The organism is Acidiferrobacter thiooxydans (assembly GCF_003333315.1).
GTDB lineage: Bacteria > Pseudomonadota > Gammaproteobacteria > Acidiferrobacterales > Acidiferrobacteraceae > Acidiferrobacter > Acidiferrobacter thiooxydans.
In genome coordinates this window covers 147807-174229 of record NZ_PSYR01000002.1, presented here as the reverse complement: position 1 = coordinate 174229, position 26423 = coordinate 147807, and the positions used below count along the sequence as shown (strand labels likewise).

The following is a 26423-nucleotide window of genomic DNA, read 5'->3' as shown; positions in this document are numbered from 1 at the left end:
TGTCTTATGCGTTGCAGAGATGCCGGCGAAAGTCCCGCACGAGCGGATAGATCCAGATACTTTTGACGGGCTTTGCGTGGCGATGCAAGACGTCGAGCTTACCGCGCCCTTGAGTATCCCCAAGGTTTTGCCAGTTGGCCGCCTTGTAGCAGGTACCGGTAAAGCGCGGCTTCTCGACGAAGGTTTCGAGCAGAACCGGGCGATAGCTGTAGCGGGCGTGCCAGTCGTCGGGGAGTCGGCGGCTGACCAAGGCCAGGATCCGTGAGGCCAAGTTTGGGCAATGGATCCACGGCAGAATAAGGAAACGGGCATTGTTGACGATCAGGTGCAGATTGCGTTGCCGCTGATCGACCGTCCAGCCGATGGCCTGATCGCGGGGCTTGACCTTCCAGGCGCTGGCCCCGAAGCCCAGGGCCGCGACGATCTGGCCTTGGGCGCGTACGAAGTAGCGCAGTTGCGCCCCGGGCATGAGGGTATGCCCGAGGTAGTGGTGGCGTTCGATATAGGCGTTCCACAGCCGCGATTCGGCTCTGCCGAGGACCGGATCAATGGTGAGCGTAGCGAGATCGATGGCCGGGATGACGGCGGGTTCGCAAACCGCCTGTTCGATGTCCGGATAGGACCGGTAGGTGACGGGCTTGGGGTTGCGCGGCGGGGGCAGTGTGATCAGCCCATCGGCGTGCATGCGGTTGAGGGCCACGCGACAGCTCATATCCTTCAGAGCGCCATTTTCCCGGCGCCATCCGAGCCTCTCACAGACTTCCCGGGATAAACGAGCACGGTTCATCTGGGGGGTCGTGAGCCACTCGCGGATCAGCGCGATCTCGGCTGGTGTAAACTCTCGTCCGCAGTAGCGCATCGTTCAGCTCGAGTCGCGCGGGCTGAGGACATGTTTATGGGCACGCAGTGTCTCGACCGTCTCGTAAAGACTCGTCCAGCCGCGCCAGAGCACGGTGACGCCGGGTTCGCCATCCCCCTTGCGGCCCAAGTGGCCGCCGAGCCGGCCCAGCATGCGCACCATGTCGCGCAGCGTCGGGGCAGGACCTGCGGGGGGCAATGCCCGCGTGACGCGGATATGCAGCGCTTCGACCTCCTCCTCGGAGAACACCTCGGTGGCCGGCCGATCCGGGTGCGCGCGGGCCAAGTAGGTCACATGCATCAGGCGCACGCCGATGATGCTGAAAAGCGTCAGATAGCGCTTGAGGCGCAAGGCCTCCTCGAGCAGGCAGTCCTCGACCTTGCAGCCGGATTTGAGCACCTTATGCCAGATCTCGATGCCCCAGCGCCGCCCATACCACCGCACCTTCTCGGTGGCGGACGCGAAGTCTTTGACGATGAGATTTGTGAGCAACACCCAGCTGATCGGCTCCACCCCGGCCGGCGGGGACGACTCGGTCGCCCCGATCAGGGTGACGGTCACAGGCTCGCTGGAGCCGGACGTCTGGGCCGCCCCACGGCGCGGTGGGGGCTGGATCGTGACCTCGGCTGTGCGCACCTCGATCGCCGCCGTGCGCGCCTTACGACTGCCGTTGCCAGGAACCTCAATCGTCATGCTCCCCCATGCCGGGGCATCGCTCAACGCCTCGAGCATCCGCGTGCAGCCCGCGCTGTCTTCGGGCACGAGCTTGCGGTCGGTGCGCGCGCGGATGAGATAGTGCGCCTGCAGGTCCTGGGCGCGTGTCAAGAACTCGAAGAAGTCCGATTCGCGGTCGGCCACGGTGACGACCGGCACGCCCGCGGGCGCCCGCTCGACCGTCTCTTTGAGCGCAATAAGCCATTTCGCGCTCTCTTTTTCCTCGATCGCCGTGACCTGCAGGCGCTCGATCTTCTCCTGATAGTCTTCCTCCGGGATCTCCCCGCGCGCCCAGATGCTTTGGCTCACGATCCCGAGCGGCACGCCCGAGGTGGTGAAGGCCAGTGCGTTATGCATGATGAGGCCCCGGTCATGCGCGGCGTTGCTCTTGCCAATCGGTCCGAGGCCCCGAGTCCTGACGTGCCGGCCGTAGGAGAAGAAGACCGTGTCCTGCATCACCAGCACCGCACCCCCGCAGCCGGCCATGCGCGCGGCCGTCGCTTCCCAATGGGGTTTGAGGATCCCCGCCGCGCTCGCCTTGGCATTATTGAACAGCCGATACGCCGCTTGCGTACTGGCCCAATTGCCGCACGCTTCATTGATCGGCGAGCCGGGAGATTGGGCGAGATATTCCGCAGTTTTCACCAAGCGACGATCCAGGCGTTTATCGGAGAGGTCGGCGCGGGCAAACTCTTGTCTCACCCACTCGACCGACTCTGTGCCGGCCTCCATGATCGCCCGCACATCCGGATCCCCACAACGCCTCGACTTTTGCACGCCGTCCGCCTGTCCTTGTCGCACGCCGCGACAACCGCCACCTTACGCAATCTCGGCGCGTGTGTCCAGCACTTTCGTTAGGCGCGTCAAACAATCAGAGAAAATCGCCAAAGATGTGTGCAATAGAAAGGCTATAAGCGGCCCTGCTCATTGTGTTTCCCAAAGGCGCCAGACATGCGCCATGTAGGTGGCGACGGTTCTCTTCCGCTGGCCCCAGTCCTGACAGGGGCGAGACCAATACTGCCACTCGCCGCCAACCCCTTGCTGAAATGTGGGGGACTGGTGAACGCCGCCACCGGGATGTGGCTTATCGTTCCTGGGATAGATCGCCTGAATACGAGGCGAAACATGTGGGCCTCCAGGTGGAATATTCGGGAAATCCTGTGGTACGACAAAACCGAGCCGGACCGTTTGGCCTATGCAGCGCCCAATCTCGACTGGGTAATTAAAGAAAATATGATCGGGATGACCCCGCAGGATCTGGGGCTCATACCCGAGAGCCCGAAGGCCCTCCACGAACCCCGTCGGTCCGATGCAGTCCGATACGGGCGTTGGCCCGATCGAGACGATCTGAAAGCTCATGCGATCGTGCATCTTAATCTCTTCATCGCCTTTGCCCTGGAAACTAACCTTGTGGTTGCCGTTGATTTCTAACAAGTAGTTAGTGGACGGGTCTCTCTTCCCGAATTCCCTAATGATTTCGTTCGGCGTCAATTTACCCTTCGTCGTCTCATACTCCTCGCCGTCCACGATGAAGTGGATTTCCTGCTCATGATTCTTCGTCTTGTGAGGCTCCCCCGTTGTTTCCTGATTTTCCATCATAGTTCCCTCGCAATTATGGGCCCCGTCCGGCTGGTCCGGGCTTCCGTTTGCGTACTATCCACTGCGCTGCTATGTTTGTCAAGCAGTTCATTAGCGTCGCTTGACGTATCAAGCAAAAGGCGTAAAGATGGCATGCGAACCGCATCTCTTAAAATCTAAGGGAACACTCATGGCAAAAATCGACGACCAGAAATCACTTAGCGATTCTCTGGGCGCGCACCTTATGCGATTGCGCACGGCCGCAGGCATGTCGCTACGACAGGTCGAGGATGCCACAAAAAAAGAGATCTCTAACGCCTATTTAAGCCAGTTGGAAAACAATAAGATTGCAAGACCCTCTCCGAATGTCCTACATGCACTGGCTAACGTATATAAAACATCCTATGAGGATTTGATGAAACGCGCGGGCTATCTATCTTCGGATACCGAAGCATCAGGGCAAAAGAAGGGCAAAGTCGCAACGTTCGCCGTCCAGGGGCTAACGCCCGAGGAGGAAAATGCCTTGCTCGAATATCTTGCCTTTATTCGTAAACAAAGACGCAAATGATCAGGCCAGACGACTCCCTGCTAAACCCACATCAGCTCGCAAATGTTCAGTGTCACGCTGACAAGTTATTGCGGGAAGCATCAGCGACGGGGCGCTTCCCGACACCAATCGACGATCTAATGGCAGCGGCAAAGCTAACGGTGATTGATGATGAGGTGTTGAATGAAAGCCTGCTACGTCAGTTTGTAACTAAAGCGAAAGCGGGTATTACAACCATTAAATCTGCCCTAGGCAAAGTGCTTGGCCTTTTTGAAGCGAACGACAGATTTGTGATAATCGACAGGAACGCCCCAAAGCCGCGCATCCCATTCATCAAGCTTCATGAGGCAGGTCATGGCACGATGCCGCATCAGAGCAAACTCTACAGGATTATGAATGACTGTGAAAAAACGCTCGAGTCTGATATTGCCGACCTCTTTGAACGGGAGGCAAATGTTTTTGCGTCCGAGGTTCTCTTCCAAGGAGAAAGATTCTCGGAGGAAGCCCACAGCCAAAATTTCGGCATTAAGGTCCCAATGATGCTTGCGAAGAAGTACGGAGGATCGAATTACGCAACATTCAGGCGCTATGTCATGACTAATCCACATGTCTGCTGCGTAGTTGTCTTGGAACAACCTGTGTATGCGCAAGATGGAGATTTTACCGCCGATGTCCGGCGTGTGGTAATGTCGAAATCGTTCGAAAGAATCTATGACGGAAAAGTGCTATGTTCTACAGTAACCAACGGCCATCCGCTTGGGCCATCGATTCCCCTTAACGGGAAGCGTATGAGCCCCAACAAGGAGATCGTATTGATGGACCGTAATCGTGATAAGCGAATCTGTATCGCTGAAGCATTTAACACGACCTACCAGATTCTTGTTCTCATCCGAGATACCGGCCCGGGAACTAGGCCCGGAATTATGATCCCGGCCGTTTCCTTTTGATCCGCGTCGCCGTCGGCATCCATACGGCTTTTTCAGAAACTGGCAACAAAGATTCCCCGGTGAATCTATCGGACTTGCCGTGGCCGTCACCATTGGCCAGATAGTGGACCTTAATTCTTTACATCTTTAATGGAACCCAGAACCTACCACGATATTTTGAACCTACGTGCCTAATGAAGCCATCAATTGGTAAGTGGGCAAATTGTCTGTATGCCTATGACTGACACTTTCGACCGTCACTGGCCGACCCAAAAGCTTCGCCAGGGTGATCATGTGCTGCGTTCCGCGACTCTTTCCATCCCACAGCGCGATCACGCGGTTGCCGTACGCCGCCATATGGAGATTGCGATCTAACCCTGCTGACGCATTGAAAACAGAGCCCTTGCGGTTCGTGCGCCGCACGACATTGGGGCCTTGTAATATGTGCCAGAGCGCGGGCATCACAGTGACCGGCAAGTCGCGTTCGTGTGCCCACCGTCCTGCCCAGGTATCGACACCGCCGGTTCCGCCATGGACCACTTCAAAGACTCCCTTTTCGAGACGCAGGAGGGCATCGAGTGCGGCCGCTACCGGGGCGTAGTCCTTCAAGGACCGCGACCCGGCGATGACCACACGATAACAGGCCTTCGGCCGCGGGATCGCGGCCGCATACTCCGCTTCCATGAAGCGACAGTTGGCGGGCGCCGAGGCAAAGAGCGGCGCTATCTGTTCGCGCGTATAACCGCCTTCGTCGGGGGCCACGCCCACGGACGGGATCAGAAATTGGCGATCGCGCCGGTTGCGCGCGACCGTCAGTAGCCGCTGAATCGCCAGAGCGACCTGAGGTAAGGGACGCGGTTTCCCCTGGGCGTTCAGGATGGGTAAGGCATACAGGGTATCGGACCTCGAGAACCCTTCCCGAGGCCCCTGAAGGCGGGTCGCGAAAACCCGAACCAGGGGAATGGGTTCGGCGCAATTCTCCATCCGGAATCTCCTTTGTCCGTCGCCTATTGGTATTGTCGTGAGGCGGGTATACTCGATACTGGCTATAATACACGATGGCCACAACCACCAGGCCCGCGCCGGAGAATACACGATGCCCATTTCCCCCTCTCGTCCCGAAACCCTGCTCCGCCGCCTCGTGCGAGCAGCCCTGATCGGCTTCCTGACCCTGGCCCTGGTAGCGCCGGCCTTCGCGGCCCCTGCCGCTTCCGGCGGGTTGACGGTCCCGCCCCTCCCCCCGCTCACCGCCGGGAGTTTGCCGGCCCAAGGCGGATCCAGCCCGGCCTTGGGCGGAACGATGCTCTTTCCGCTGGCCTCGCAGGATTTGAGCTACCAGCTCCTGCAGATGGTTTTTGGCCATGAGGTCACGGACATCGCCAACGGCCAGTGGACCGGGTCGTCGTCCGCCACCACGCCCGGGCAAACCTCTCAGACCGGTACCGGCAGCATCATGGCCGCCGGGTTTGGCATCTACAACATGGCGATCCTGATCGTGGTGGCCTTGATGACGGTCTGGGGGACGCTGACTGGGATCCTGCATACCGCGAACGAAGGGGAGTGGCTCGGAAAGAATGGCTCGGCCTTTTGGGTGCCGGTCCGCATCGTACTCGCCGGCGCCATGCTGCTCCCGGTTCTGGGGGGTTACAGCGTCATTCAGGGCGTCGTGATATGGGGCTCTCTCGAAGGGGCCGCGGTCGCCGACGCCGCCTCCAACGTCATGATCCAGGAATTCGTGGCCCGGCCCCAGGTCACCGCCCCCATGCCTCCCCAGGGGCGGCAGATTGCCGCCGCCCTGCTCGCCTCGCAGTCCTGCGCGAACTACTACAACTGGCATACGGGGCCTGAGCTCACGAACTACAATCCGCAGGCCGCCTCGCCTACACAGTGGTACGTCGATACGCTCGTCACCCAAACGGTCCCGCCCGACACGACCTATACTTTGGAGGATCCATTAGGTGCGCCGATCTGGGTGCACACCGTCGCCTCGACTGGCAACGCCGAGGCCGTGAGCTACACCTTTCTCCACCCGCCCAGCGCCACCTGGTGGCCGGGGCCGACCGGCCGCATCCCGGCGGTCTCCAATATCTGCGGCAGCATCAGCCTGAAGGTCCCCTTGAATCTCCCGAGCCAGGGCCTCGCCGGTGGTCTCTTGAGCGAAGTGAACAATGCCTCCGCCCTCGAGGCCGCGCGCGCGACCATGATGAATGTCGATATCTCCGGCTTTCTGGCCGCCCGGGCCGACGTATTGCCCCTGGCCCGGATGCTGGCGACTGGGCGCGCACCCGTATCGAGCACCACCGGCGAGATCGTGCCCCCGCGTCCCGTCTATATGGCTCCCGCGACCATACCGGTTCCCACGGGCCCCGGCGGCATCACACCTTCCGATACTGCCCCTCCACCACCCCGGGGACCCACGCGGGCCGACATCGCGGAAGGCGAGGCGACCTTCGCCAACGCAGGCCCCGCCTTCGACGGCCCCGTGGCGCAAGGATCGGCCACCGTACTGCGGCAACTCATAGGGCAACACAACCTGTCGGCAATCGCCCGGGCGGTCCAGGCCAATGGCTGGCTCACCCTGGGCTCCCTCTGGCTCACCATCGCGCGCATCGACCAGAGCGACCACAATCTGGCGACCCCGCATCTGTCGACCACGCTGCCCTCCGCGACCACGATGATCGCCGAAGAGTCGCGGGGCCATACGGTGATCCATCAGGCCATCGCCGTCGGCGCGTCGCCGACTTTGAATCTCGGGAACCCCATCTCAAGCTCCGCACAGAGTCGCCGCAGCGAGCCGTTCTATGATCGGTGGACGCACGATGCCATCTCCGGGGTGTCGGACTTCATTTCGCGGGCGCTGATGTTGCCCGTCGAAGGGATCCTGTGGGGTCTCACGGGAAGCCAGGGCGGCGGATGGGGCTCGGCCGAAGGGACCCTCCGGGGGACGGTCGCCGCGCTCACGCACGGCAATCCGCTCATCGCGTTCATGAACGCCGGCCAACTGCTCCTGACCATGGCGGGCGCCCTCCTCGTTTTGTGGATCGGCTTGAAAATGGTGGGGATGTTCAAGGGGGTGGCGACCGCGGGCGCCAGCGCGGTCACGGGCGGCGTGGGCGGCGCATTTTTTGGCACCCTGCTCCAGTATCTCCCCAAGATCGCAAGCCTCGCCCTGTCCCTGGTGCTCGTCTTTCTAATCGCAGGCTTCGTGCTCGGGATCCTGCTCCCCGCCCTGCCCATGATCGCCTTCCTGTCCGGGGTCCTGGGATGGCTCCTGGCCGTCGCCGAAACTTTGGTCGCCGCGCCCTTGTGGGCGGCCGCGCACGTCTCTTTCGAGGGGAACGGATGGGCCCCCAGCGCGCGCAGATGGGCTACCAGATGATCGGCGGGCTCGTCCTGCGCCCCATCCTGCTGGTACTGGGGCTTTTTCTTGCCATCGCCCTCATGGAAGGCGCCGCCTGGCTGGTTGGGGCCTTTTTCCTGGGATACGCGAGCAACTATCTGTCCGGCACGCAGTCGATCACCCAGGCGCTCGAGGCCGATGGCCTCCTTATTGTCCTCATCGGGATATTGATCTACTTATCGCACATGGCGGTGCGCATCATCAGCTCCCTGCCCGACCAGGTGCTGAAATGGATCGGCGGAGGCAATGACGCCCTGGGCGGCGCCGGCGACATGGAAGGCAAGGTCCGGGAGGTCTTTGGCGGTGTGGTGACCTATGGCCGCGCCGGCGCCGCCAACGCCTCGAAGATCCTGGGGGCGGATACCACACCGGAGAACCGGGAAGCGGGCGGCGACGCCAAGGCCGCCGCGGCGGAGAACCGGGAGGAAGACACAGGGAGCATCAACAACGACGGTAAAAAGGGGAACAAGTAATCCCGTCGCTCAATTGAGCTCTTTGTAGAAGTCCTTTGCGATCCAGGTCCCACTCGCCCGCTTTGTGCGCGGCCCATCGGGCGGGACCTGCGGGTTTTGTTCTACCCGCTCCTGCGCGATTTTCGTGTCGAGCCAGTCGAGGAACCGGGGCTTGCGTTCGGCGCTCCCGACATAGTCAAACTCCGCTTGCTGCTCTATGGATAAAGCCTCATAGGCCGCCACCTCTTCCGGGGAGCTGAGCGCTACGCGCCTATGAATCGGCTTGTAGTGCGCGAGTCGCTCGCGATACTCCAATAGCTTCTGCTCGACCCTCTCGCGCGGGATTTTGTAATGCTTGGCCAAGTCATCGAGCGCCCAAGCGTAGGCCTGGGCGATGACTTCGAGATTCAACCCGTCTGCCGCGAACTGGTTGCGCTCAAACCGGAGCTGCGCCCGGATCTGAGCGGATTCGGCCTTGAGGCGTGCTGCCTCGGCCAGGTTGCGCTTGCGCAACTCCGCTGCTTCCCGTTGGGCCTGTTTCGCTTTCTCCCGCTCCCATTGGTCCCGGCCCCAGCCGATCGCCTGACCTATGAGGTTGCCAAAATTGCCGGGGTTATTCGGATCGGTTGCCATCGCTGGATGCCCTCCACCAATGAAAGGAGACTCTTGTATACTATACTAGACCGGGTGGGGAGGAAAGGCAAAAACAAGCACTTCCCCTTAATGTACCAGACAAAGATTGCCATGACGTGCCATCGTTTAGGTGAGAGGTACCCTGGCTTTATACAATCCGTCGGACGCACCCGTTATGTCATAGTCTAATCTGACCGACGTAAAGGGCGGAATCACCTAATAAGGCGCTACCCAGGGTCCAGGGCATATACTCAAACCTCGGCTCACTGATGTCACGATCAGGGCACGAGTGGAGCTAAATGGATAGCCATTATGAATAAACAGGTATCCAGTTTTATCAAGCTCCAATGGACCCGTTTGGACGGGCCTTTTAGGGCGTCGAATTTTAGTTGGATTTCATGACGACACGCTCACTGCCACCTTGGGCAACAGGACCAGGCGAAATCCTGAAGCATGGGTTAGACCTGCTGAAAAAAGACACCGATACGAATCGGCGTCTGGCGATGATTAGTATCGACAACTCTGTTGAATTGATGATCAAAACCTATCTCGGGCTCCCCAAGCGCATTAATGGACTCGCGATTCCACGCAAGGAGTATCAAGAAATCTCGGATAGTTTTCCTGCACTGCTAGATGGATTAGAAAAACATGCAGAAAGCAAACTCGATGGTGTCGATCTTGGTTCAATTGAGTGGTACCACCGACTTAGAAATGAGCTTTACCACAAAGGTAACGGACTAACGGTAGAAAGGGAAAAAGTAGAAATTTACGCTGAGTTGGCAAATATTCTGTTCACCAACCTGTTTGGTTGCCCCCTTGTACAGCAAGTATCGCCAAAATCCGGGGTGGTAGGACAATTCATGGTATCTTGGTTGTCTGTTGAGAGACGATTGCGAGAACTTGCAGACCGTCATTCCGCTACTGGTTTCAGACCCGCTGGTATGATTGAGGTATTGCGATTTTTAAATGACGCTTCCCTCTTAACCAATGGAGAGATGGATCAACTATACGTGCTTCGTCAAATACGCAATCAAGTTGTCCACGGTGCCGTTGATCCTGAGGATGTTCTTACCCCTGATGTTATTGATAAGATTAGGAAGCTTGCAGAGCAATTCGCAGAGAGGTGAACACGATTAAATCCAACAACTCGCTCCACCTGACCCGCGGTGCTGACGCACCGCTCGCGGGTAAGCTCAGCCGTTAGGTGCCAGCTATGCCGAGTGCGTCTGAACTGCCCTGCACGAAATGTGGGAGCATCCACTACGGGTGCTGGACCTCTTCATCCACTGGAAAAACATTTCGCTATTGTGTGCCATGCCGTAACCAACGCCGCGAGACGTACAACGCTAGAAAAATTGCTAATGGTGGCCATCACACTCGCTCTCAGTGGCTTCAAAGGCTTAGTGAATTCTCCGCGTGCCCGAGATGCGGCCGCGCTTGGGATGCAGTTCCTCCGAGGCCCAATAAGCGATACAAAACCACATGGACAAAAGACCACATCGTTCCCTTGTCGAAAGGTGGATCAAATGACATCGCCAACATCCAGCCATTGTGTTATCAGTGTCAGTTCCGAAAGAACGCTAATACATAACCCTGCGTTCGAGGCGACCTGCGCGAAAAGCCGCGCAGACGCCTCAACTCCACGTCAGGTTGCTCAACCAATGGCACCCATGGCTGATTTCCGGCAAGAACACAAGACTCAATTGCGCAGTTACATTGCCAGGCGTGTACGGAAGAGCAATACGATGGACGACATTGTCCATGATGTATTCCTCAAAGCCCACACGATCCTGTATACGGTCATGTAGCCCAGGAGAAACAATGATGCGAATAAATCGAGATGGATGTTTCTGGTGGGATACTTGGCAAGGGGCGCGCGGTCATAGGGTCGCTGTCGCGGCGGGCGCGGGAATTGGGCGGGCCACGGCCGGGACGGGACGCAGGGACAACGCCCCGCGCATCTGGTCGCAGAACGCCCGGGCGGCCGCGGTGATGTGCTGGCGCTCGGCGCCCTCGGGATTGGGCGAGGCCCGCCACTTGTCATCCGTGAACTCGTTGGGGGCGCTGAACCGGCTGGCAAAATCATTCACGATCCCGAGATCGGCCATACGATCATGCAAGACGGCCGAGAAGCCCCGGGCAAACATCTCATGCGGGCTGCTCCAGTACCCGGCTTGGCGATTCGCGTCCAGGTGCAGGGCGGAGCGGTAGAAGTGGGTAAACCTGCTCTCACGCTCCATGGCGCCCAGTTTTTTCCAGAGGGCACGAAATGCCGGGTAAGGGAAACACGGTTGCCCGGGCCGATGGGACAACAGGAAATCGGCCAGGGCCTTCTCGATATCGGGCGTCCAGGCGCCGACCTCGGGGTGTTGGGTGACCCAATCCCGGCAGGACGCCACACCCACCTTGTGGCTATAGAGCCAGCGGCTGGCGCGCGGCTCGCAAAAAAGGGCCGCCAGGGTCGAGGGGCTCGGCCCCGCCTGGGCCATCAGCGGGATCACCGCTTCGCGGACCCAGGCGCTGACCACCCGGGCCGCATCCGCCGGCGTCATGGCCAATGTCGGGGCCAATAAGGCCGATTCGAGCATCTGCGTCACGAAACGATCGGGTGCGGCCTCCGCGACAGCCGTCTCGCTTCGCAGGCGCAGGGTGTCCTGGAACGCTCGGAGCGCGCGCAGAGACGGGTCTTGCGCCGAGTCCTCGACATGGCGCCGGGTCGTGGCCAGAACCGGGGAACCGGGTTCGTTGCGATAGACCAACCAATGATCGAGGGCGTGCGACCACTCGTGCGCCAGCGTTCCCGCGCCCATCGTCTTGGTCAGGTTGATCACCCGACGGGCGGGTTCGTAGTGGGCGGCGGCGTGACCGCCGCGCCCGCGCGCACCCAAGGCCAGCGCGAGCTCACCATGAAAACCCATGGCCTCGGTCGGAACATCCAAGGCCGCGGCCATGTCGGACAAGCTGTCAAAGGCGAGATCCAGCATGGCCTGCCGATCGACATCCTTGACCCAATTGCCGTACTCGATGGCCCGCAATCCAAAGGTCTCCGCCAGATACGCCTCAGTCACGGGCCCCGAGCGACGCACAGGGCCCGTCCGCGTCAAATTCGCAAACCGCGGGGATGGGATGAGTCTCTTCGGCAGGCCTCGCCCGATCATGGGATCCGGCACCGGCTCCGTCGTCTCCGCCCCGTCAGACGGCAGATCGCCGGCACCCGGGATCTCCGGCGACGCGGCCGTGGGGGTCGCCTCGATCCGCAACCGCAAGGCCTTCGCATCCTCTGTGTGTTGGGCCAGATCGCTCAGACAGATCAGTCGCAACACCAGGTCCTGCCACGTATAGATCGACAAGGGCCACGCACGGGCACTGTCTAGGGATCGGGAGGGTGGCTGACCGGCCACACGGGTCCACAGGGCATAGGCCTCCTCGCGCGCGGCTCGAAGGATCTGCGCAGGCACGCTATCGGCGTCCAAAGCGCCCATGATCGGCGCCAAGGCCGCATGATCCGCCAGCGACTGCCACAGGCGCGCAAGCGGGGCCCGCATCGCGGCCAGGGTATCGGGCACCTCGGTCGGGGGCATTTCCTGGATCAGATGTTCGAGATCCGCCTCACGTCCTACCCACTGCGCGATCTCCAGGGCCTCCCACGACTGCGCGAGATTGGCGTGGCCAAAGAATCGGTAGGATGGTGATCGGTGCCACGCATCCTGCCGGCGGCGATCCTGCTCCACGCACCGGACCATATCCGCAAGAGTCATCCAGGATTGCACCTGATCCCGTAAGTGACCGACCAAGCGGGGGTAGTAAAACGCGGCGGCCGCCAACACCTGCGCCTTGCCGGTATCGCTCCGAAACCGGCTTCCCGCCGCCCGTTTGACGGACGCGAGACTGGCCGGCGACGTCGCCACCGCACACCGGATCGCTTCGCGCGCCAGCCATACGACCGGTTCGCCGCCGGCTGCGAAAAAAGCGGCCCGCTCCTCGGCGCTCGGCACCGGCCAGAATTGTTCCCGGCGCACCTTCTTGGCGGCCTCGCGCACCAGGGGCAACACGGTTTGGGCCCGTTCCATCCAATCCTGCGGCGAATCGGGCGCCGAGAGGCGGCCGCCCGCCGTGTCCTTGCGCGCGCCGCCGATCTTCTCCCCAAAATCGGCCCGGTCCGACAACGTGGTTGCCGGAAGCGGCGGCGGGGCCGCCACGAAATCGGCGTCGACCACGACGCGGTTCGCATCCTGAGCCGTTTGGGGGAGGACCCAGCGACCGCCGTTGCGGGGCTCTCCACAGAGCCAGGCCGCGCCCGCGCCCTCGGCCCGGGTCACGGGTTCGAACTGATCGCTGTAGCGCGAGGCCATTTCGGGCGTCTCCGTCCACAGCTCGTAGGGCACCTGCCCATAGCGCCCGGGCACGGCCAGCAGGCGTGACACGGGCGCATCGTGCACCCGCCAGAACCATTGCGCGCTCGATCCCTGGGCCGGGCGATCGCGCCACCAGGGCCCTTGCGCCAAGCCCTCGAGGGGGCGAATCACGGCGGCCGGCAGGAGCCGCAGGAAGGCGGCGCTCGAAGGGACCTTGGGGGCCGTCCAGGAGGCCATGACGCCCTCGGGAAGATCGGCCTGGATTTCCGCCCCCCATTCATCCGCCAAAGGCGCGAGCGCCTCCTGCGCGACGGCTTTCTCGCGGGCCGTCATCGGGCCTATGGGCATCAGCCGAAAGCGGTACTGACGGGGGTCTGTGTCGGGCAAGGCCTCGATCCAGCAGGCGAGGCGGTAATGGGCGAGATCCGGCCAGAAGCGCTCCATCACACCTCCCCCGCGAGGCCCGCGTCCTCCTCGAGGGCCCCGCCCGTGGGAAACGCGTCGCCGCGGGGGGCCGCCGCAAGGGCTGCCACGAACCGGGCAAACGTCGCCTCTTTGTCGCCCGTGGCCAGCGCGTAATGATCACCCGCCCGCGCCCGTGAGATCGATCCGTCGGGCGCAAAGGCAAACGCCCAATCCGGCGATCCGACCGCCAACACAAAGGGGCCATCGAGGGGGTCGTAGGCGACCTGCGCCCACACACAACCGTCATTCCGGACGTAGGGCACATCCCACAGGCAGGGGACATCCCCACAGGTCATGCCGTCAGGGAGTTTCAGTTGGGCAATACGGTCTTGTAGCGTCATGCCATCGTTTCCCGCGTATCGCTCTATGCCACGGATACACATTATGTTATATCCTATACTTCGGATCCGTCAAACCACGAAGGGACAAGAACCATGACCCACCCTGATGATGAAACTCCCGTCACGATCCCCTATCGCCTACGGCCGGACCACCGCGCGCTTTCCGTGGGCAACCTCGCCCTCATGCGCCCGCAGCAATCGGGTACTGGCATCGTGGTCGTGGAAGGCTACATGGACGTCACCGAAATCATCGAGCAGGCCTTTCGTGTGGCCCTATCGGGCTCCTATCACCCGCACGGTCCTGCACGCACGCAACACGTGCGGGAACACGTCGTCACCCTCTACGTCCCGGAATTCGCGGTTCGCTCTTTTGCCGAGGCGGTGATGCGGGATGCGCGGACGCCAAACAAAATCCTTCGGTATAAAAACACATAACCAGACTTACGCTCGTCACATGGTATCGGATATTGCCAGTACTATATCCGATACCATGGTGCAGGCTATGAACTGGCGTATCCGTTACAGATGACAATCATTGTGTTCACGTTTCAGGACCACAGAAAAGAAGCGCCACAGGGCACTTGTCCCGAAATTTTATGGAGAAACCATTTATTGTTGCAGCATTGGCGCGATGTACCCATGGCGGCAGACCTCACGGATACCGGTGCACCAACCCATAGTCATGCCGCCAGCGCCTCCCGTGCCTGTTCACGCTGAGACCACAATACTGGCACTAGATCGTAGTTTCTCAAGGCATCAACGACCGAATGCGACACCGCAGATACGCCGTCATTGAGGAATGTGTACAGGCGCGACTCAGGCGTGCGAGTCTCCTTCGTGTCCAGCCACTTGAAGACCAGTGCTTCTGCAGAATCTTTCTTGGGGTTGCTGATGGCCTGAACGACCCGTTCTGGTTGCTGCCTCGATCTCGGAATCACGAAATCGAACATATGATCGTAGCCGCTCTTGCCTGTGAACTTGACCTTGGGCGTGTAACGAATATCGGCAAGGTCAAGCCATTGCGTAACATCTTCGTAGAACAAGCTAGCTACATACGGTGATGCTAGATAGAACAGGTCGTTTACAGCCAGCATCGCCTGAATAAGGTTGTGCTTCTTCAGTGAGAAATTCTCTGGCGTTGCTTTCATCAACACTTGCTCGTCGTCCATTTCCACACCAAAGCCGGCCAGCGTTGTTTTCAACAACTCTTGCCGTTTCGGGCTGTCCAGCGGACATCCCGAGCCGATCAGATCGTTGATTATGTAGCCGTCGTCGGTGAGCAAATAGCCATTACCCTCCCTGCGCACATAAAACTGCAGACAGTCGTTATGACGATCTAGGTGCGGCGTGGTCACCTGCACCCAGTCACTCCCGACCTCGCGCAATACCGTCTTATCTCGCAACCAACGGGTGTAGTTATCGAGCAATTTTTGGATGTCATCGATCATGATCATGCAAAAAGTCCCCGCTCAATGATGGGCTTGCTAACGACCCGACAGTAGTCCATGAATGCATCCATCAAGGCCACGGCATCCACAATGCCAGTGAACACCGCCGGCAAAGGTGCAGCCCATTTGTCACCGTAGCCTTCCCGATATAAGTGCAGGTACGGGCAATCGATTTCCTCACCATCGGGATTTCGGTGGGGTGGTCCGGCCAAATCCAGACGGGCCAGAATTACTGCCTTGCGCGCACGGGCTTGAAAAGTGTTTTTTTCCAGAAGAATACGGCCGCGCGTGATGTCGAGGCTAAACTCTTCACGCCGGTCTGCCGAGTGCAACGGAATCCTCAGCGCGCCACCCAAGGCCGGAAAGTCAAAGCGATCATTCCCGAGGAAGTGCTTCTCCAGCGCCAGCAGGGCATCGGATTCTTGTTGGGTCAGTAGGATCGTCATGTTGCTGTAGCCTCCACACCGGCTAGCGTCTCGGAGCGCTCCAGGAATTTTTACTAAGCTCCGCATCTCCTAACTCGTAGATACCCTGATTCTGAGAAATCCCGATCTGAATGGCGGATTCTTCCTCGAGCATAGGCAGATCTACTATTCGTCCAGACTTAGATTTGACTGGCATAGCAAGTACCATCCACACGCAAAGCGGCTTATGGTTTCGGCGGCTTGGATTCCGCGCCCGGTTTCGCCGTGGCTCGCAAAACCTCAAGAGCACGCTGTAAGATAGCGGCGTCCATTCGATCTTTGGGCCGCATCCCCTGCTTGGTCAACAATAAGCCTTCCAGATTGAGGGTAGGAATCATCACATCGTCGACAGTCAGTGACGTACGGTAGGCCTTGAGGTCATCCCATGTCAGACCGCAAACAGACCCCAGCACATCAACCGTAATTTCGTCGTTAATGCGGATGCCGTAATGAATATCGTGCTCTAGTAAGTCCGTTTCACCCGCCAGTTCCTGTGCGGCCCCATCCGGGAGACGTGAGAGCGCCACAATCCACCGATTGGCGTTATCCGCATCCGGGCGCACAAGAATATCCATACCCTCCGATGTCCGATTGAGTCCTTGCGCGATCAGGGCGTACCCGCCCACCAGCATGTAAACGGCACCCGCCTCGTTCAGGTAACGGGCAACCCGAATAACATCCTGCCACGTGGCCGCCCGGGTATATTCTTCTGTCATGAGGATTCCGGCCGGGATTGGCGCGCCACGACCGTGGCGGCACGCCATCGCTCCTGGTCCCTGTTCGCCTCTTCGTGGGTGGTGTAACGAAAGACCCCTTTCGGGACTCGCGTGCGCGTGGCGCTCAGCTCGAGGAGAAGCGCCTGAAGCGATGCGCTGGGTCCCTTGCGGCTCTCGTTGAGCGTAGGTGATTGCCGACGGCCCACAGTCCTCTGCAGAGGTTGCTGGTCGACAGGGCCGTAGCCCTCATTTTGTGGACCCTCCCCGCGGGGGGCAATGAGTGGTCTCGTCCTCATAATCGCGTCACTCATTTTGCGCATACCGTATTATGGGCCATGGATAATATCCTTATTCATTATCGGCCGCACGGCCGATCGATGGGCATGATCCATGCGTGCATTATACCAGCATGTGCGGCCGTCAGCAGTCCAGTCATTAAGCTGTCACCAAGGGGCTACTGCAGAGGCTTTCTCAGGCCAATATTCCCCTCGATACCATAGTCCCGAAGGTCCCGATAGGGGGGCGAAGCGCCAACACGGCACATCGATCCGGTGGACAACGGCCGCGACACGGTCAGTAGCCGTCGGCTACATCTCGTTCGACCTCTCCGTGGTCTTCCGATGCCGTTCATCGTCCTCCGCATGCAGATAAATGCTCGTCGTGTCGAGCGAGGCATGCCGCAGGTTTTTTTGAATGAACCGAAGGTCGGTACCGGCGTCCGCCTGATGGGTGGCCGCGGTGTGCCGCAGCCAGTGGGTCGAGGCGCACCGAAGGATGGCGGCCCCCGCCGGGTCTTCGGACTCGATAGCGCCCGCGGCCCGGCGCATGACCTCTTTCACGATCAGGTAGATGGCGGGCGGCGTCAGGGACCGGCCCGTAGCGCCCACTACAGACAGCACGAGCGGCATGTCGGCGTCAGCCGCTCCTAGGGCCTCGGGGTGGCCGGTAAAGCGCCTGTAGCGCCCCAGATCGGCCAGAAGACCGTCGCTCACGGGGACCTCTCCGGTCACGCCGCCCTTGCCGGTCACGCGCAGCCACCAGCGCCCACGGCGATGTACCAGGTCCCCCGTCCGGGCCTGTGCGACCTCGGACGCCCGCAGTCCGGTGCCGTAGAGCAGACGGAACAGCCAGCGCACCCGTTCGTGGTGTTGTCGCTCGCGAGTCGTGCTGGTCGGCAAGGTATCGATGAACGCGAGCAGGCGGTTCCATAGGGTCTGATCCAGATACCGCTCCTGGCCAGGTCTGGGCCCCTGCGCCTTGCGACCCTTGCGCCGGCGCAGCGCCAACGGGTTGCCGGTGAGGTAGCCCGCGGCCGTGAGATAGGCGAACAGGCCGGAGAGGATGCCCAGGGTGTGCCGGATGGATGCCGGCGAGAGTGGCCCCTCAAACAGGCGCCGATCGCCGCCCGTCCGCGGGCGCGTCGGATCCACCCAATCGCCGGCCGGGTGCGCCAGGAACGCCTCGTAGACCAGCAGATCCTCGCGGGTGAGGCTGGAGAGCGGTTTGTCCAGAGCTTGTGCCGCCCACAACATCAGCCGCACCACCTCCTTCCGGTAGGCGCGCAGGGTATGGGGCGAGTCGGCGTACTCGGCCAACCACGCGCGCACGGCCTCGAGGTCGGTGTCGGCGGCGATCTGGCGGTGCGCGCCCAGGGCGCGGTTGGTCCCCTGGCGACCGTCCAGGCGCGCCGGCGCGAACGGCAGGTCGATGGGGATCAATTCCTGTTCTGGCATGGCTTCGCCGGTCTCCGAGGTTTCGCGGACCCTGTCGGACATTGTACGGCGGCTTTTCTCGCGATAATAGGAGTTATCGTAAATAATCCATACAATACGTACTTTCTATAATGTAATATCTATGTATACTGTTTATGTAGTATAGGCAATTCACTTTCAGGAGGGGCCATGCCAGGGCGTTCCAGCGATACCCGTGCGCGAGTCAGGGAGGTCGCCGACCGGCTCGTGGCGGGCGGAGTCTCCGTGCGGGACATCACGATCGACAGCATCTATGCGGAGATCCGGCAGGGAAGCCGCACGACGATCAACGATGAATTGCGGGCCTGGCGGCGCGAGCGCGCCTTGTTCGACGCCCAGGTGACGGCAATCCCCGGCCCCGTCCTGTCCGCGGCGGAGGCGCTCTGGTCCGCCGCCTCACAGGCTGCCGAGGTCGCCCTGCGCGATCGCCGGCAGGAGGTCGAGGATCAGGCGGTGGCCGTTCGGGAACGGCTCCAGGCCCTCGAGGGGCAGGTAGCGAGCGAACAAGCACGGTCTGCCGCCCTCAACGTGCAGGTCGCGGCCCAGGAGGCGGTGATCGGCACGCTCCGCCAGGATCTGGCGGCGGCCCGGACGGCGGCCGACACCGCCCGCGCCCAGGCAGAGATGCTGACCAGCCAGTTGGAGACGCAGCGCGCCGACGGCGAGCACCGGCTGAACCAACAGCGGGCCGATTACGAGTCCCGAATCGCCGCGCTCACCGAGGCCGCGGCTGAAAAGGATGTCGCCTACCGGGCGGAGATCGAGAAGGCGCATGCCCGCCTCGAGGGCGTCCAAAATCACATGCTGCAACAGGTCGCCGAGGCGCGCGATCTCGCCAAGAAGGCGGAATCGGCGCGGGCCTTGGTGCAGCAGCGCAGCGACGAATTGGCTGTGCAGTTGCAAGCAGCGCGCGTAGACGTGGCGGCGGCCTTGGCCGCCGGCGCCGAGCGCGAGGCCCGCGAACGACAGGAGAAAGAGCGCCTCGACGCGGCCGTGCAATCGCTGCAGGGTCAGATCGACGAGGCCCGTCGGGGCGAGGCGGCCGCGAGGGAGAGATTGGCAGCCGTAGGCGAACAGATCGCCGCGCAGGCCGAACAGATGAAGGTGGCCGAGCGCGAAAAAGCCGGTCTGCTGGATTTGCTGGCCCAGCAGTCCAGAGTGGGCAGGTCTGGCGGAACGACCTCGCCATGAAGACATTCCGCATCGAAGCTAGTGATCACCCAGGAACGAGCGCAATCGGGGTCTGACGTGGTCTCGGCGTGCATGATTAGGCCCCCCTGTCAGAATTGCGGGGGCGGCCACGAGGGGTTGAGCGCGTCACCGCATTACGGTATTGCGTACCAGCGGCCGCCGCGCGGCTCTGAACCCATGCCGCGACCTCCTCCTCCCGCCAACGAATTAACCTGCCAATGCGGATAGGCGCCGGAAACTCGCCCGCCGCCACCAGCAATTGGATCTTGCGAGGAGAGCACCCGAATTGTTCGGCAAAAAACTTGATATCGTGGAGTTTGGTCTCTGTGTTCATATCTGTCCATCCCGATAATGTATCCGGGGAGTAAAATCCTACATTGCACGGATTGGAGATATACCTATAGTGACCGTGATGGTTCTATGAATAATGGTCGCCACACACGCCTGAATGCCCCCTATGGGGGGCTTAGAGGCTGCGTACCGGAATCTCCTTTACGGCCGTGGCGGAGGCAGCATAAACGTCTCGGGCGCGGAATCGCGTGTCGTAGCCGATGCGCTCTTTCGGGGCGCAAGCCGCGCCAGCAACCTCTGAATGACCTGTTGCAAGGCCGCGATCCGCTCCCGAATCCGCTCCAGGATCTTCTTCTGATCCGGCACGCCCTCGAGCGAGGCCCGCGTCAAGGCATTGAGGCGCTGAATATGATCGAGCCCCCTGGCTGCGGTTTGCGGCGACCCCAGCCTGCCAAACTGCCACGCATGGCTCCCCGACTGCCGCGCCGACCGGTGAAAGGCCCGGGACAGGCTATGAATGCGGCGCAGACGCGCTTCAGCGGCCGGTCCCGCCGGGTCAGCCCGAAAGGCGGTTGCCAATTGGGCAATCTCGGACTGTATCGCGGTCGCGTCGGCCAGGTGATGGGCAAGCAAGGCCATCCGGCGCTCCGGTCGCGGCATGCGTGCCAAGCGCGTTTTGTGGGCCGGCGCAGACGGCGTGAGCCGCGGGAAATGGGGTAACGGGAGCCCGTGGCCGGCGGGATTCGCCGCAGCCCTCCCCTCTTCGACATGAGGAGATGGAGGCCTCTCTTGCGGCTCCGAGGCGGATGTATCCTTTGCCACCCAGGCATCGGATTGATAGGCATGCGTCAAGTCCGCCAGATATTCTTGCGTGGTGCGGGGCATTGTCTTGCCGTCCCACACAACCGTCTTGACCTCTTGCCCGGCAAAGGCTTCTGGGAAGTTTCCCCCGAGGGCGCTTCCCACGGGGCTGTGGTCTCGTTCTGCCCGGAATCTTCCATCATGCCGCTCCTCATACGAGTGGGATACCAGTGCTATTGTATACCGTTGCCATACGCTACGGCAAAGCAAGGCCTCCCTTTTCAATCCGCCGACAATTTGCTCGACCTCCGTTGATTCAGGCACCCGGTTTCTTGCTGGATCTTCGCCATCCTCGCCCGGAACTCCGGCCGTATATGCATTAGACGCATACTCTATGATAGACTATGCGTCTAATGCATATCATTGGGCAGTATAATGGCGATCGTTAACAGCGTGGGAGAACTCATTCGGGCGGCGCGCAACGAGCGCAGTCAGAAGGATTTCGCTGATCTACTGGGCGTGAAGCAATCGTCTGTAAGTCGCTATGAAAGCGGAAAGGCCAGCCCACCGATCAGCGTCATCGAGTATTGCATGCGTTTGGTGCATACCGCTGGCAGCGATGCCACTCCGACGGCCGAACAGCTTGCCGACCGTGTTCGTGTGGCGCTCGCCGACCCAGGCCTGGGGCCGATGCGTTTAGCACTGTCCCGCTTGGTCGATGCCTTCGTATCCGAACACACGCAGACACACACGGCGGGCACTGCGTCTCAATAACATAGGAGTCCCAAATGGCAACGCAATCGACTATCGAATGGACTGAGCAGACCTGGAATCCGACTACTGGATGCAGCAAGGTTTCCCCGGGCTGCAAGCACTGCTACGCCGAGGTTATGGCGCGGCGGCTGCATGCGATGGGCGCTCCCGGCTACGAGAACGAATTCAATCTGACCGTACATGAGAATCGCCTTGAACACCCGCTGACGCGCAAGAAGCCCACTGTTTACTTCGTCAACAGCATGAGCGACCTGTTCCACGAAGACGTGCCGGATAAGTTCCTTGACCGCGTGTTTTCAGTCATTGAGGCCACGCCGCATCACACCTATCAAATCCTCACCAAGCGTGCCGAGCGATTGCCCAGATATTTTGCGCGACGGGCCTGCCCGCAGAACGTATGGTTAGGAGTGTCCGTAGAGGACAAGAAGTACGGCGTGCCGCGCATCGATCATCTGCGCAAGGTGGACGCGCACATTCGCTTTCTCTCTGTTGAACCGCTTCTGGAAGATCTGGGCCGCATCAATCTGCGAGACATCCACTGGGTGATCGTTGGCGGTGAGTCAGGTCATAAGGCTCGGCCCATGCGCGAAGAGTGGGTAGCGAACGTGCAGGCGCAAGCCAATGCCGCTAGCGCAGCGTTTTTCTTCAAGCAGTGGGGGGGCTGGGGGGCCGACGGCATCAAGCGGCACAAGAAAGCCAACGGCCGCGTCTTCCGGGGCCGCACCTGGGACAACTACCCAGAAGCCGTGGCGGCCACGCTTGGCTAGAGGTCGAGCTTCCCTTGGCCTTCGATATTGGAGGCCGTAGCCCAGAACCTGAGCGCGAGGTCATGCTTCGCCGCGAGCAAGAGCCAGTACAGAGGCTGGTTCTTACTGCCCTTGATCATCCTCATGTCGGCGGAAGGCCACACCCCCAGGTTCGCAATCTGATCGCGCCAGTACTGGAATACGCTCTGCCGAATCTCTTGCTGCCCCCGGGTAATGTTGACCTTGTCGCGCCACCCCGGCGCGAATGTGTCGAATGCCGATACCTCTGCCATCGCATTCCTGATCAAGTTACGCTGCAAGTCCATCTGGTTCACGTGAACCAACATATCGATACGTTTAAGCTTTGAGAGCAGGCCGATTATGCCGAAGTCCAGGGCTTCCAGATTGAATGGGTCGAGAAACGCGAAATGCAGGCCGTGGGGATTCAGTCTACCCATGACCTCTTGAATCAATTGCAGCGCAGCACCGTCGATCTCGACAACCGGCGCGCCCAGCCGGCGTAGGCGAGTAGCAGCGGCTTCCCGCCGCTGCGCATCGAGGTCACCGATATAGACCTGCGTGAACGGGGCACCGCCGTCGCGGCTCTTCTTCCAAGCCGCCACCACACCCCCGTCAATCCATTCCTCGGTATCTCGCACCCGGCCCCGACCGGGGCCGCAGAACGGATCAATGTAGCTTGCGCCAGCGCGTGTCGGACCGATGAACTGACGTCGGACAGAACGAGAGATGTCGATGTACCGGCAGAGGTAAGTGTGTTTCTCCTTAGCCCAGGCCCCAACATCCTCCGCAGGCAGACCATCGTCACCATCTATCAGCTCTCCCATGCATGGCCCCCCATTCCGCGTAGCGACTCCGCCCAACTCAGCATTGAACGCCGCCGCATGATTCCCCAAGTCCCTTATTGGGCCTGATATTAAGCACTAACGTACGATACGAGAAGAAGTGTTCAGGCGGTTGCTTTCTGCGCCACGCCCGCGCAGAACGGGTCTGAATACGTACACATCTCGCGCCCCGAGGCGGGCGGCAATATCATCAGGGTTCAGAAAAGGCGTACGCGAGAACCAGGGCTGGCGTCTGAGGATGGCGGTCAAGAATGACCTACCGGAGCCGTTAGGCCCAGCGATCACCGTGAGGATGGGACGCACGCCTCGCTCTTCCGAAGGGCCGCAACGTCTTGCGCAATCCGTGCGTGGAGAGCCGCAATCCGAGCGCGCGCGTCGACCTGGGCGACCCGTGCCGCTGCCGCCATCTGCGGAACCATGGCCTCCACACGCCCGACGTCGGCCTCCAGGGAATCAGCAAGATCTTCGCCCGGCAAGGTGAGTGGAGGTGCGAGAGACGAAGCATCCATGGGAAAATTGTAAACCGCCTTTCCCTTGATCACCATCTTCTTCTAACGCCATTATCACGTCTCCGCCTCGTGGGACTGTAACGCCTCTCGCAACCGTCGCTCGATCTCATCCAGGTCCTGCTCATCTTCCGGCTCGCGCGGACGATCGAGATCCGCGGGATAGGCCTCGCGAAAGGCCGATTGTTCCCGTATCTGCTGATCGACCTCAGGCGTCAATCCGGATTCCATACCGAGCGCATCCGCCAGTGCCTGGACCGCGCGGCGGGTCGGATCTTCGAGACGCGATTCCTCCGGCAGGACCGCCCCCTCATCATTCCCGGCACGGATCTCGCCTTCGGTCGTTGAGACTGCCTCCGTGCCCCGCTCGGCTACGTGCCCGGCGTCTTCCTCTTGGCCCAGGAATGCCAGATCATCGTCTACAAACTGGGGTCCGTGACCCTCGCCCCCCTCGTCGGGGATCCCTACGGGCGGCTCCGGGCGGGGAATAGCCCCGGGCCCGCCGCCCGCGTCGTCCCGTCGGTTTCCTCGGGATCCTCGACGCCAAGCGGCGACGGCCGTCAGCAAGGCCTCCGCGGGGTCTGTGTCTGGCGCTCCGGCGAGCCCAAAGGCCGCCACAAAGCATGCATCCTCCGGCGACAACACGGAGGAGGGATCGGGTGCCGCCGGCGCGGCGTCCCCGCCCCCTACGTCCGGCACATCCTCCCGGCGTTCAAAGCGGATTGCGACCCCATGATTCAAGCGCATGGTTTTGGGCAGAGTCACGTTGGCATGGAAGAAGATCATGCGAATCAGGCGGTGCTGCCACAGCACATGGGCCTCGCCCTCGATCTGCCGGCGGATATCCATGACATTAATGCGCGATTCCTTTTGCAGACTCGCCGATCCGGTGCCGACGACCTGGCCTATCGCATTGATGTCGTAGGACGACTCGCGGGTGACATCGATCTGGCCGCCAATCTTCTGGAAAAGATCCATCGTGTCTGATGCGTCCTCCACGGCCATGGCGATCTTCGTCCGGGTGTTGTCGATGATCTGCTTGACCTCGACGTCCCCGCCGGTGGGATTCAATACCTTGAACCCTGCGAGCCCCTGACCCGCAAACACCGCGCCAAACCCCAGACCGCGGGCCTGGGCGGCCGCGACGGCAAAGCCTGGGGCCGCCATGTAGCCGTACTCATCAAAAATACCGATCGTGGGGATGTCCGAGGCGGACGGCAACGATTCCAGGACTTCCTCCCGCGAGCCTTCGAGCCGGAACCCCAACCCCAGGGCCATGGTCCCTTTCAGGCTCGCCAGATTGAGCTTGCCGATCTGCCCCAGATCATCGAGGGATTTTTCCATCGCCGGCAGAAGAACGACCAGGATCCGCCGATTCAGGACGACATCCGGAAAATCCACCTCGGCGTGCGCATCTCCGTAGATATGCCCATAGGAGTCCGCGAGCGTACCGAGGGCGCGGGTCCAGTACATCTGCGCATAACCAAACTGCTCACTGACCGTGTTGCCCTGTTCGGCCAGGGGCACCCCTTCCTTCCAGCCCGGGATCTTGCGCAGATATTCCTCGATCTGGGTCCGCGCGCCGGCGCTCAACTGTCCATAGCTACCATCGACCAGCTTTTTGAACTCCGCGAGGCCCAGCAACGCGCGGATATTGTTGGCCGAAATCGGCCGCCCAAACCGATTGCGCAGGTCCACCAATCCCGCGAGCAGCGCCCCCATGATGGCGATCGCACGCTCTCGAAAGACCTCATTTCCCCCGCCGCCGGCCGGCATCAAGGCGACAAAGATCTGCAGGATGCCATCGGCGTTGCCAACCGCAAACGGCATGGCCGTGTTCGAGATCCGCCCGATGCCGCGCGCAAATTCGCGGTCGAGCGGATCCTCGGGTGCCCCGGCGGCCTCCTCCGATCCGGTACCGGGCGACAGGCCGCCGGTGATGTAATTGATCGCGAGCAGGTCGTCGATGCGGCCTGTCAACGAGGCGAGCGCCGTGATCTGCCAGAGCAGCTTGAAGGTCGCCTTCGCGTCGGCATAGATACAGCCGCCCCCCACACCCAGGGTATTGGCGACCAGGCCCAGGAGGGCCTCGGTCTTGCCGGCGCCCGTCACGCCCAGCAAGAGCATATGGCGCAGGATGTCTTCGGTTCCGGTCCAGACCTGCTTGCGGGTCCCCGCTTCGTAGCCCAACAGAAAATCCCCGCGGGCCCGGAACACCCCTCCCAAGACCCCGGGCTTGCGATCATGAGGGTCCCGCAATCCCGAGCTGCGGGGAAGACGCATCGGCAGTACCACAGGACGCATCGCCACCACCAGCGCCGGGACGAGACCACCGACCACGAGCAGCGGGAGAAGAAGCCCCGGCAAGACGACCATGCCGACGGCCGCCACGGCCGCGAGTCCGGCAAGCAGCCTCCGATTCTCGAGAATATCGGCGATCTGGGTCGTGAGCGGCCGGTGGTCATGGACGCCCCGAAGGCCATCCGCCGTAACCGCCGGCCCCTGCAGCTTCTCCGTCATGGGGCCGGGCTCGAGGAAGCCCGGAGGGCCCGTAACCACCGCGGCGTGGACGGATGGGGGGTTGGGGCCGCCGTTTGCGCCC

The 26423-nt window shown here is 61.2% G+C and carries 25 protein-coding genes; 10 read left to right on the top strand and 15 right to left on the bottom strand.

All coding sequences use genetic code 11. The features are described 5' to 3' along the window. Positions 1-4: 4 nt before the first annotated feature. The 3 genes from C4900_RS07955 to C4900_RS07945 all read right to left on the bottom strand — a co-directional run bounded on the left by C4900_RS07955 (position 5) and on the right by C4900_RS07945 (position 3172). Positions 5-859 (bottom strand): DUF4338 domain-containing protein, encoded by an 855-nt coding sequence (locus C4900_RS07955; RefSeq protein ID WP_114282479.1) that lies wholly within the window; start codon positions 857-859, stop codon positions 5-7. A 3-nt stretch (positions 860-862) separates the two neighbouring features. After that, positions 863-2350: an IS4 family transposase gene (locus tag C4900_RS07950; protein ID WP_147267127.1), complete on the bottom strand. Its 1488-nt coding sequence runs from the start codon at positions 2348-2350 to the stop codon at positions 863-865. Positions 2351-2497: 147 nt separating this feature from the next. After that, positions 2498-3172 carry a hypothetical protein gene (locus tag C4900_RS07945; protein ID WP_114282917.1) on the bottom strand — a complete coding sequence of 225 codons (675 nt, stop codon included), beginning with the start codon at positions 3170-3172 and terminating at the stop codon, positions 2498-2500. A gap of 169 nt (positions 3173-3341) precedes the next feature. Here C4900_RS07945 and C4900_RS07940 point away from each other — a divergent pair, with 169 nt between their 5' ends. Beyond that, positions 3342-3719, top strand: a complete 378-nt coding sequence (locus tag C4900_RS07940; RefSeq protein ID WP_211306833.1) for a helix-turn-helix domain-containing protein — start codon at positions 3342-3344, stop codon at positions 3717-3719. A 119-nt stretch (positions 3720-3838) separates the two neighbouring features. Further along, on the top strand, positions 3839-4645 hold the full coding sequence (locus tag C4900_RS07935) for an ImmA/IrrE family metallo-endopeptidase (RefSeq protein ID WP_170132478.1): 807 nt from the start codon (positions 3839-3841) through the stop codon (positions 4643-4645). Positions 4646-4807: 162 nt separating this feature from the next. On the opposite strand, the gene C4900_RS07930 is transcribed toward C4900_RS07935, so the two are convergent. Continuing rightward, positions 4808-5608 carry an SLOG family protein gene (locus C4900_RS07930; RefSeq protein WP_170132477.1) on the bottom strand — a complete coding sequence of 267 codons (801 nt, stop codon included), beginning with the start codon at positions 5606-5608 and terminating at the stop codon, positions 4808-4810. A gap of 112 nt (positions 5609-5720) precedes the next feature. Here C4900_RS07930 and C4900_RS07925 point away from each other — a divergent pair, with 112 nt between their 5' ends. Together C4900_RS07925 and C4900_RS07920 are read left to right on the top strand one after the other, a co-directional pair. Next, positions 5721-8003: a DotA/TraY family protein gene (locus tag C4900_RS07925; RefSeq protein WP_170132476.1), complete on the top strand. Its 2283-nt coding sequence runs from the start codon at positions 5721-5723 to the stop codon at positions 8001-8003. Beyond that, complete coding sequence (locus C4900_RS07920) at positions 7967-8497, top strand: hypothetical protein (protein ID WP_114282914.1); 531 nt, start codon at positions 7967-7969, stop codon at positions 8495-8497. Before C4900_RS07925 ends, C4900_RS07920 begins: the two co-directional genes overlap by 37 nt. Before the next feature lie 9 nt (positions 8498-8506). Here C4900_RS07920 and C4900_RS07915 read toward each other — a convergent pair whose 3' ends face one another. After that, positions 8507-9109, bottom strand: coding sequence for a hypothetical protein (locus C4900_RS07915; protein ID WP_114282913.1), 603 nt, complete (start codon positions 9107-9109; stop codon positions 8507-8509). Positions 9110-9507: 398 nt separating this feature from the next. Here C4900_RS07915 and C4900_RS15855 point away from each other — a divergent pair, with 398 nt between their 5' ends. Both C4900_RS15855 and C4900_RS17245 read left to right on the top strand, forming a co-directional pair. Beyond that, a complete protein-coding gene (locus tag C4900_RS15855) occupies positions 9508-10236 on the top strand; it encodes a hypothetical protein (RefSeq protein WP_147267163.1) in 729 nt (242 codons plus the stop codon). Between the two features lie 86 nt (positions 10237-10322). Further along, positions 10323-10700 (top strand): HNH endonuclease signature motif containing protein, encoded by a 378-nt coding sequence (locus C4900_RS17245; protein WP_114282912.1) that lies wholly within the window; start codon positions 10323-10325, stop codon positions 10698-10700. A gap of 289 nt (positions 10701-10989) precedes the next feature. On the opposite strand, the gene C4900_RS07905 is transcribed toward C4900_RS17245, so the two are convergent. Both C4900_RS07905 and C4900_RS07900 read right to left on the bottom strand, forming a co-directional pair. Next, positions 10990-13908 (bottom strand): LPD1 domain-containing protein, encoded by a 2919-nt coding sequence (locus C4900_RS07905; RefSeq protein ID WP_114282911.1) that lies wholly within the window; start codon positions 13906-13908, stop codon positions 10990-10992. Next, positions 13908-14270 (bottom strand): hypothetical protein, encoded by a 363-nt coding sequence (locus C4900_RS07900; protein ID WP_147267162.1) that lies wholly within the window; start codon positions 14268-14270, stop codon positions 13908-13910. The genes C4900_RS07905 and C4900_RS07900 overlap by 1 nt, the downstream gene beginning before the upstream one ends. A 93-nt stretch (positions 14271-14363) precedes the next feature. Between C4900_RS07900 and C4900_RS07895 the strand changes: the two genes are divergently transcribed. Continuing rightward, positions 14364-14705: a hypothetical protein gene (locus C4900_RS07895; RefSeq protein WP_114282909.1), complete on the top strand. Its 342-nt coding sequence runs from the start codon at positions 14364-14366 to the stop codon at positions 14703-14705. A 245-nt stretch (positions 14706-14950) separates the two neighbouring features. On the opposite strand, the gene C4900_RS07890 is transcribed toward C4900_RS07895, so the two are convergent. From C4900_RS07890 to C4900_RS07870, 4 genes are all read right to left on the bottom strand, one after another. After that, positions 14951-15718: a DUF1829 domain-containing protein gene (locus C4900_RS07890; protein ID WP_411675226.1), complete on the bottom strand. Its 768-nt coding sequence runs from the start codon at positions 15716-15718 to the stop codon at positions 14951-14953. 2 nt (positions 15719-15720) lie between these two features. Beyond that, positions 15721-16164: a DUF6978 family protein gene (locus C4900_RS07885; protein ID WP_114282908.1), complete on the bottom strand. Its 444-nt coding sequence runs from the start codon at positions 16162-16164 to the stop codon at positions 15721-15723. 203 nt (positions 16165-16367) lie between these two features. Next, a complete protein-coding gene (locus C4900_RS07880; RefSeq protein ID WP_114282907.1) occupies positions 16368-16898 on the bottom strand; it encodes a nucleotidyltransferase domain-containing protein in 531 nt (176 codons plus the stop codon). A gap of 587 nt (positions 16899-17485) precedes the next feature. Beyond that, the gene (locus tag C4900_RS07870; protein WP_114283465.1) at positions 17486-18631 is read right to left on the bottom strand and encodes a tyrosine-type recombinase/integrase; all 1146 of its coding nucleotides are present in this window, start codon (positions 18629-18631) and stop codon (positions 17486-17488) included. A 168-nt stretch (positions 18632-18799) separates the two neighbouring features. Between C4900_RS07870 and C4900_RS07865 the strand changes: the two genes are divergently transcribed. Beyond that, positions 18800-19840: a DNA-binding protein gene (locus tag C4900_RS07865; protein ID WP_114282905.1), complete on the top strand. Its 1041-nt coding sequence runs from the start codon at positions 18800-18802 to the stop codon at positions 19838-19840. A 76-nt stretch (positions 19841-19916) separates the two neighbouring features. Here the strand turns inward: C4900_RS07865 and C4900_RS17240 are convergent, their stop codons facing one another. Both C4900_RS17240 and C4900_RS15850 read right to left on the bottom strand, forming a co-directional pair. Next, complete coding sequence (locus tag C4900_RS17240; RefSeq protein ID WP_114282904.1) at positions 19917-20174, bottom strand: helix-turn-helix transcriptional regulator; 258 nt, start codon at positions 20172-20174, stop codon at positions 19917-19919. A 158-nt stretch (positions 20175-20332) separates the two neighbouring features. Continuing rightward, positions 20333-20770 (bottom strand): hypothetical protein, encoded by a 438-nt coding sequence (locus C4900_RS15850; RefSeq protein ID WP_147267161.1) that lies wholly within the window; start codon positions 20768-20770, stop codon positions 20333-20335. A 597-nt stretch (positions 20771-21367) separates the two neighbouring features. Here C4900_RS15850 and C4900_RS07850 point away from each other — a divergent pair. Both C4900_RS07850 and C4900_RS07845 read left to right on the top strand, forming a co-directional pair. Then, positions 21368-21706 carry a helix-turn-helix domain-containing protein gene (locus C4900_RS07850; RefSeq protein ID WP_114282902.1) on the top strand — a complete coding sequence of 113 codons (339 nt, stop codon included), beginning with the start codon at positions 21368-21370 and terminating at the stop codon, positions 21704-21706. Positions 21707-21720: 14 nt separating this feature from the next. Continuing rightward, a complete protein-coding gene (locus tag C4900_RS07845) occupies positions 21721-22473 on the top strand; it encodes a DUF5131 family protein (protein ID WP_114282901.1) in 753 nt (250 codons plus the stop codon). On the opposite strand, the gene C4900_RS07840 is transcribed toward C4900_RS07845, so the two are convergent. Together C4900_RS07840 and C4900_RS07830 are read right to left on the bottom strand one after the other, a co-directional pair. Beyond that, entirely contained in the window at positions 22470-23297 is an 828-nt protein-coding gene (locus C4900_RS07840) for a three-Cys-motif partner protein TcmP (RefSeq protein ID WP_114282900.1), read from the bottom strand. The genes C4900_RS07845 and C4900_RS07840 overlap by 4 nt on opposite strands. Positions 23298-23878: 581 nt before the next feature. Continuing rightward, on the bottom strand, positions 23879-26341 hold the full coding sequence (locus tag C4900_RS07830; RefSeq protein ID WP_114282898.1) for a hypothetical protein: 2463 nt from the start codon (positions 26339-26341) through the stop codon (positions 23879-23881). Positions 26342-26423 lie beyond the last annotated feature (82 nt).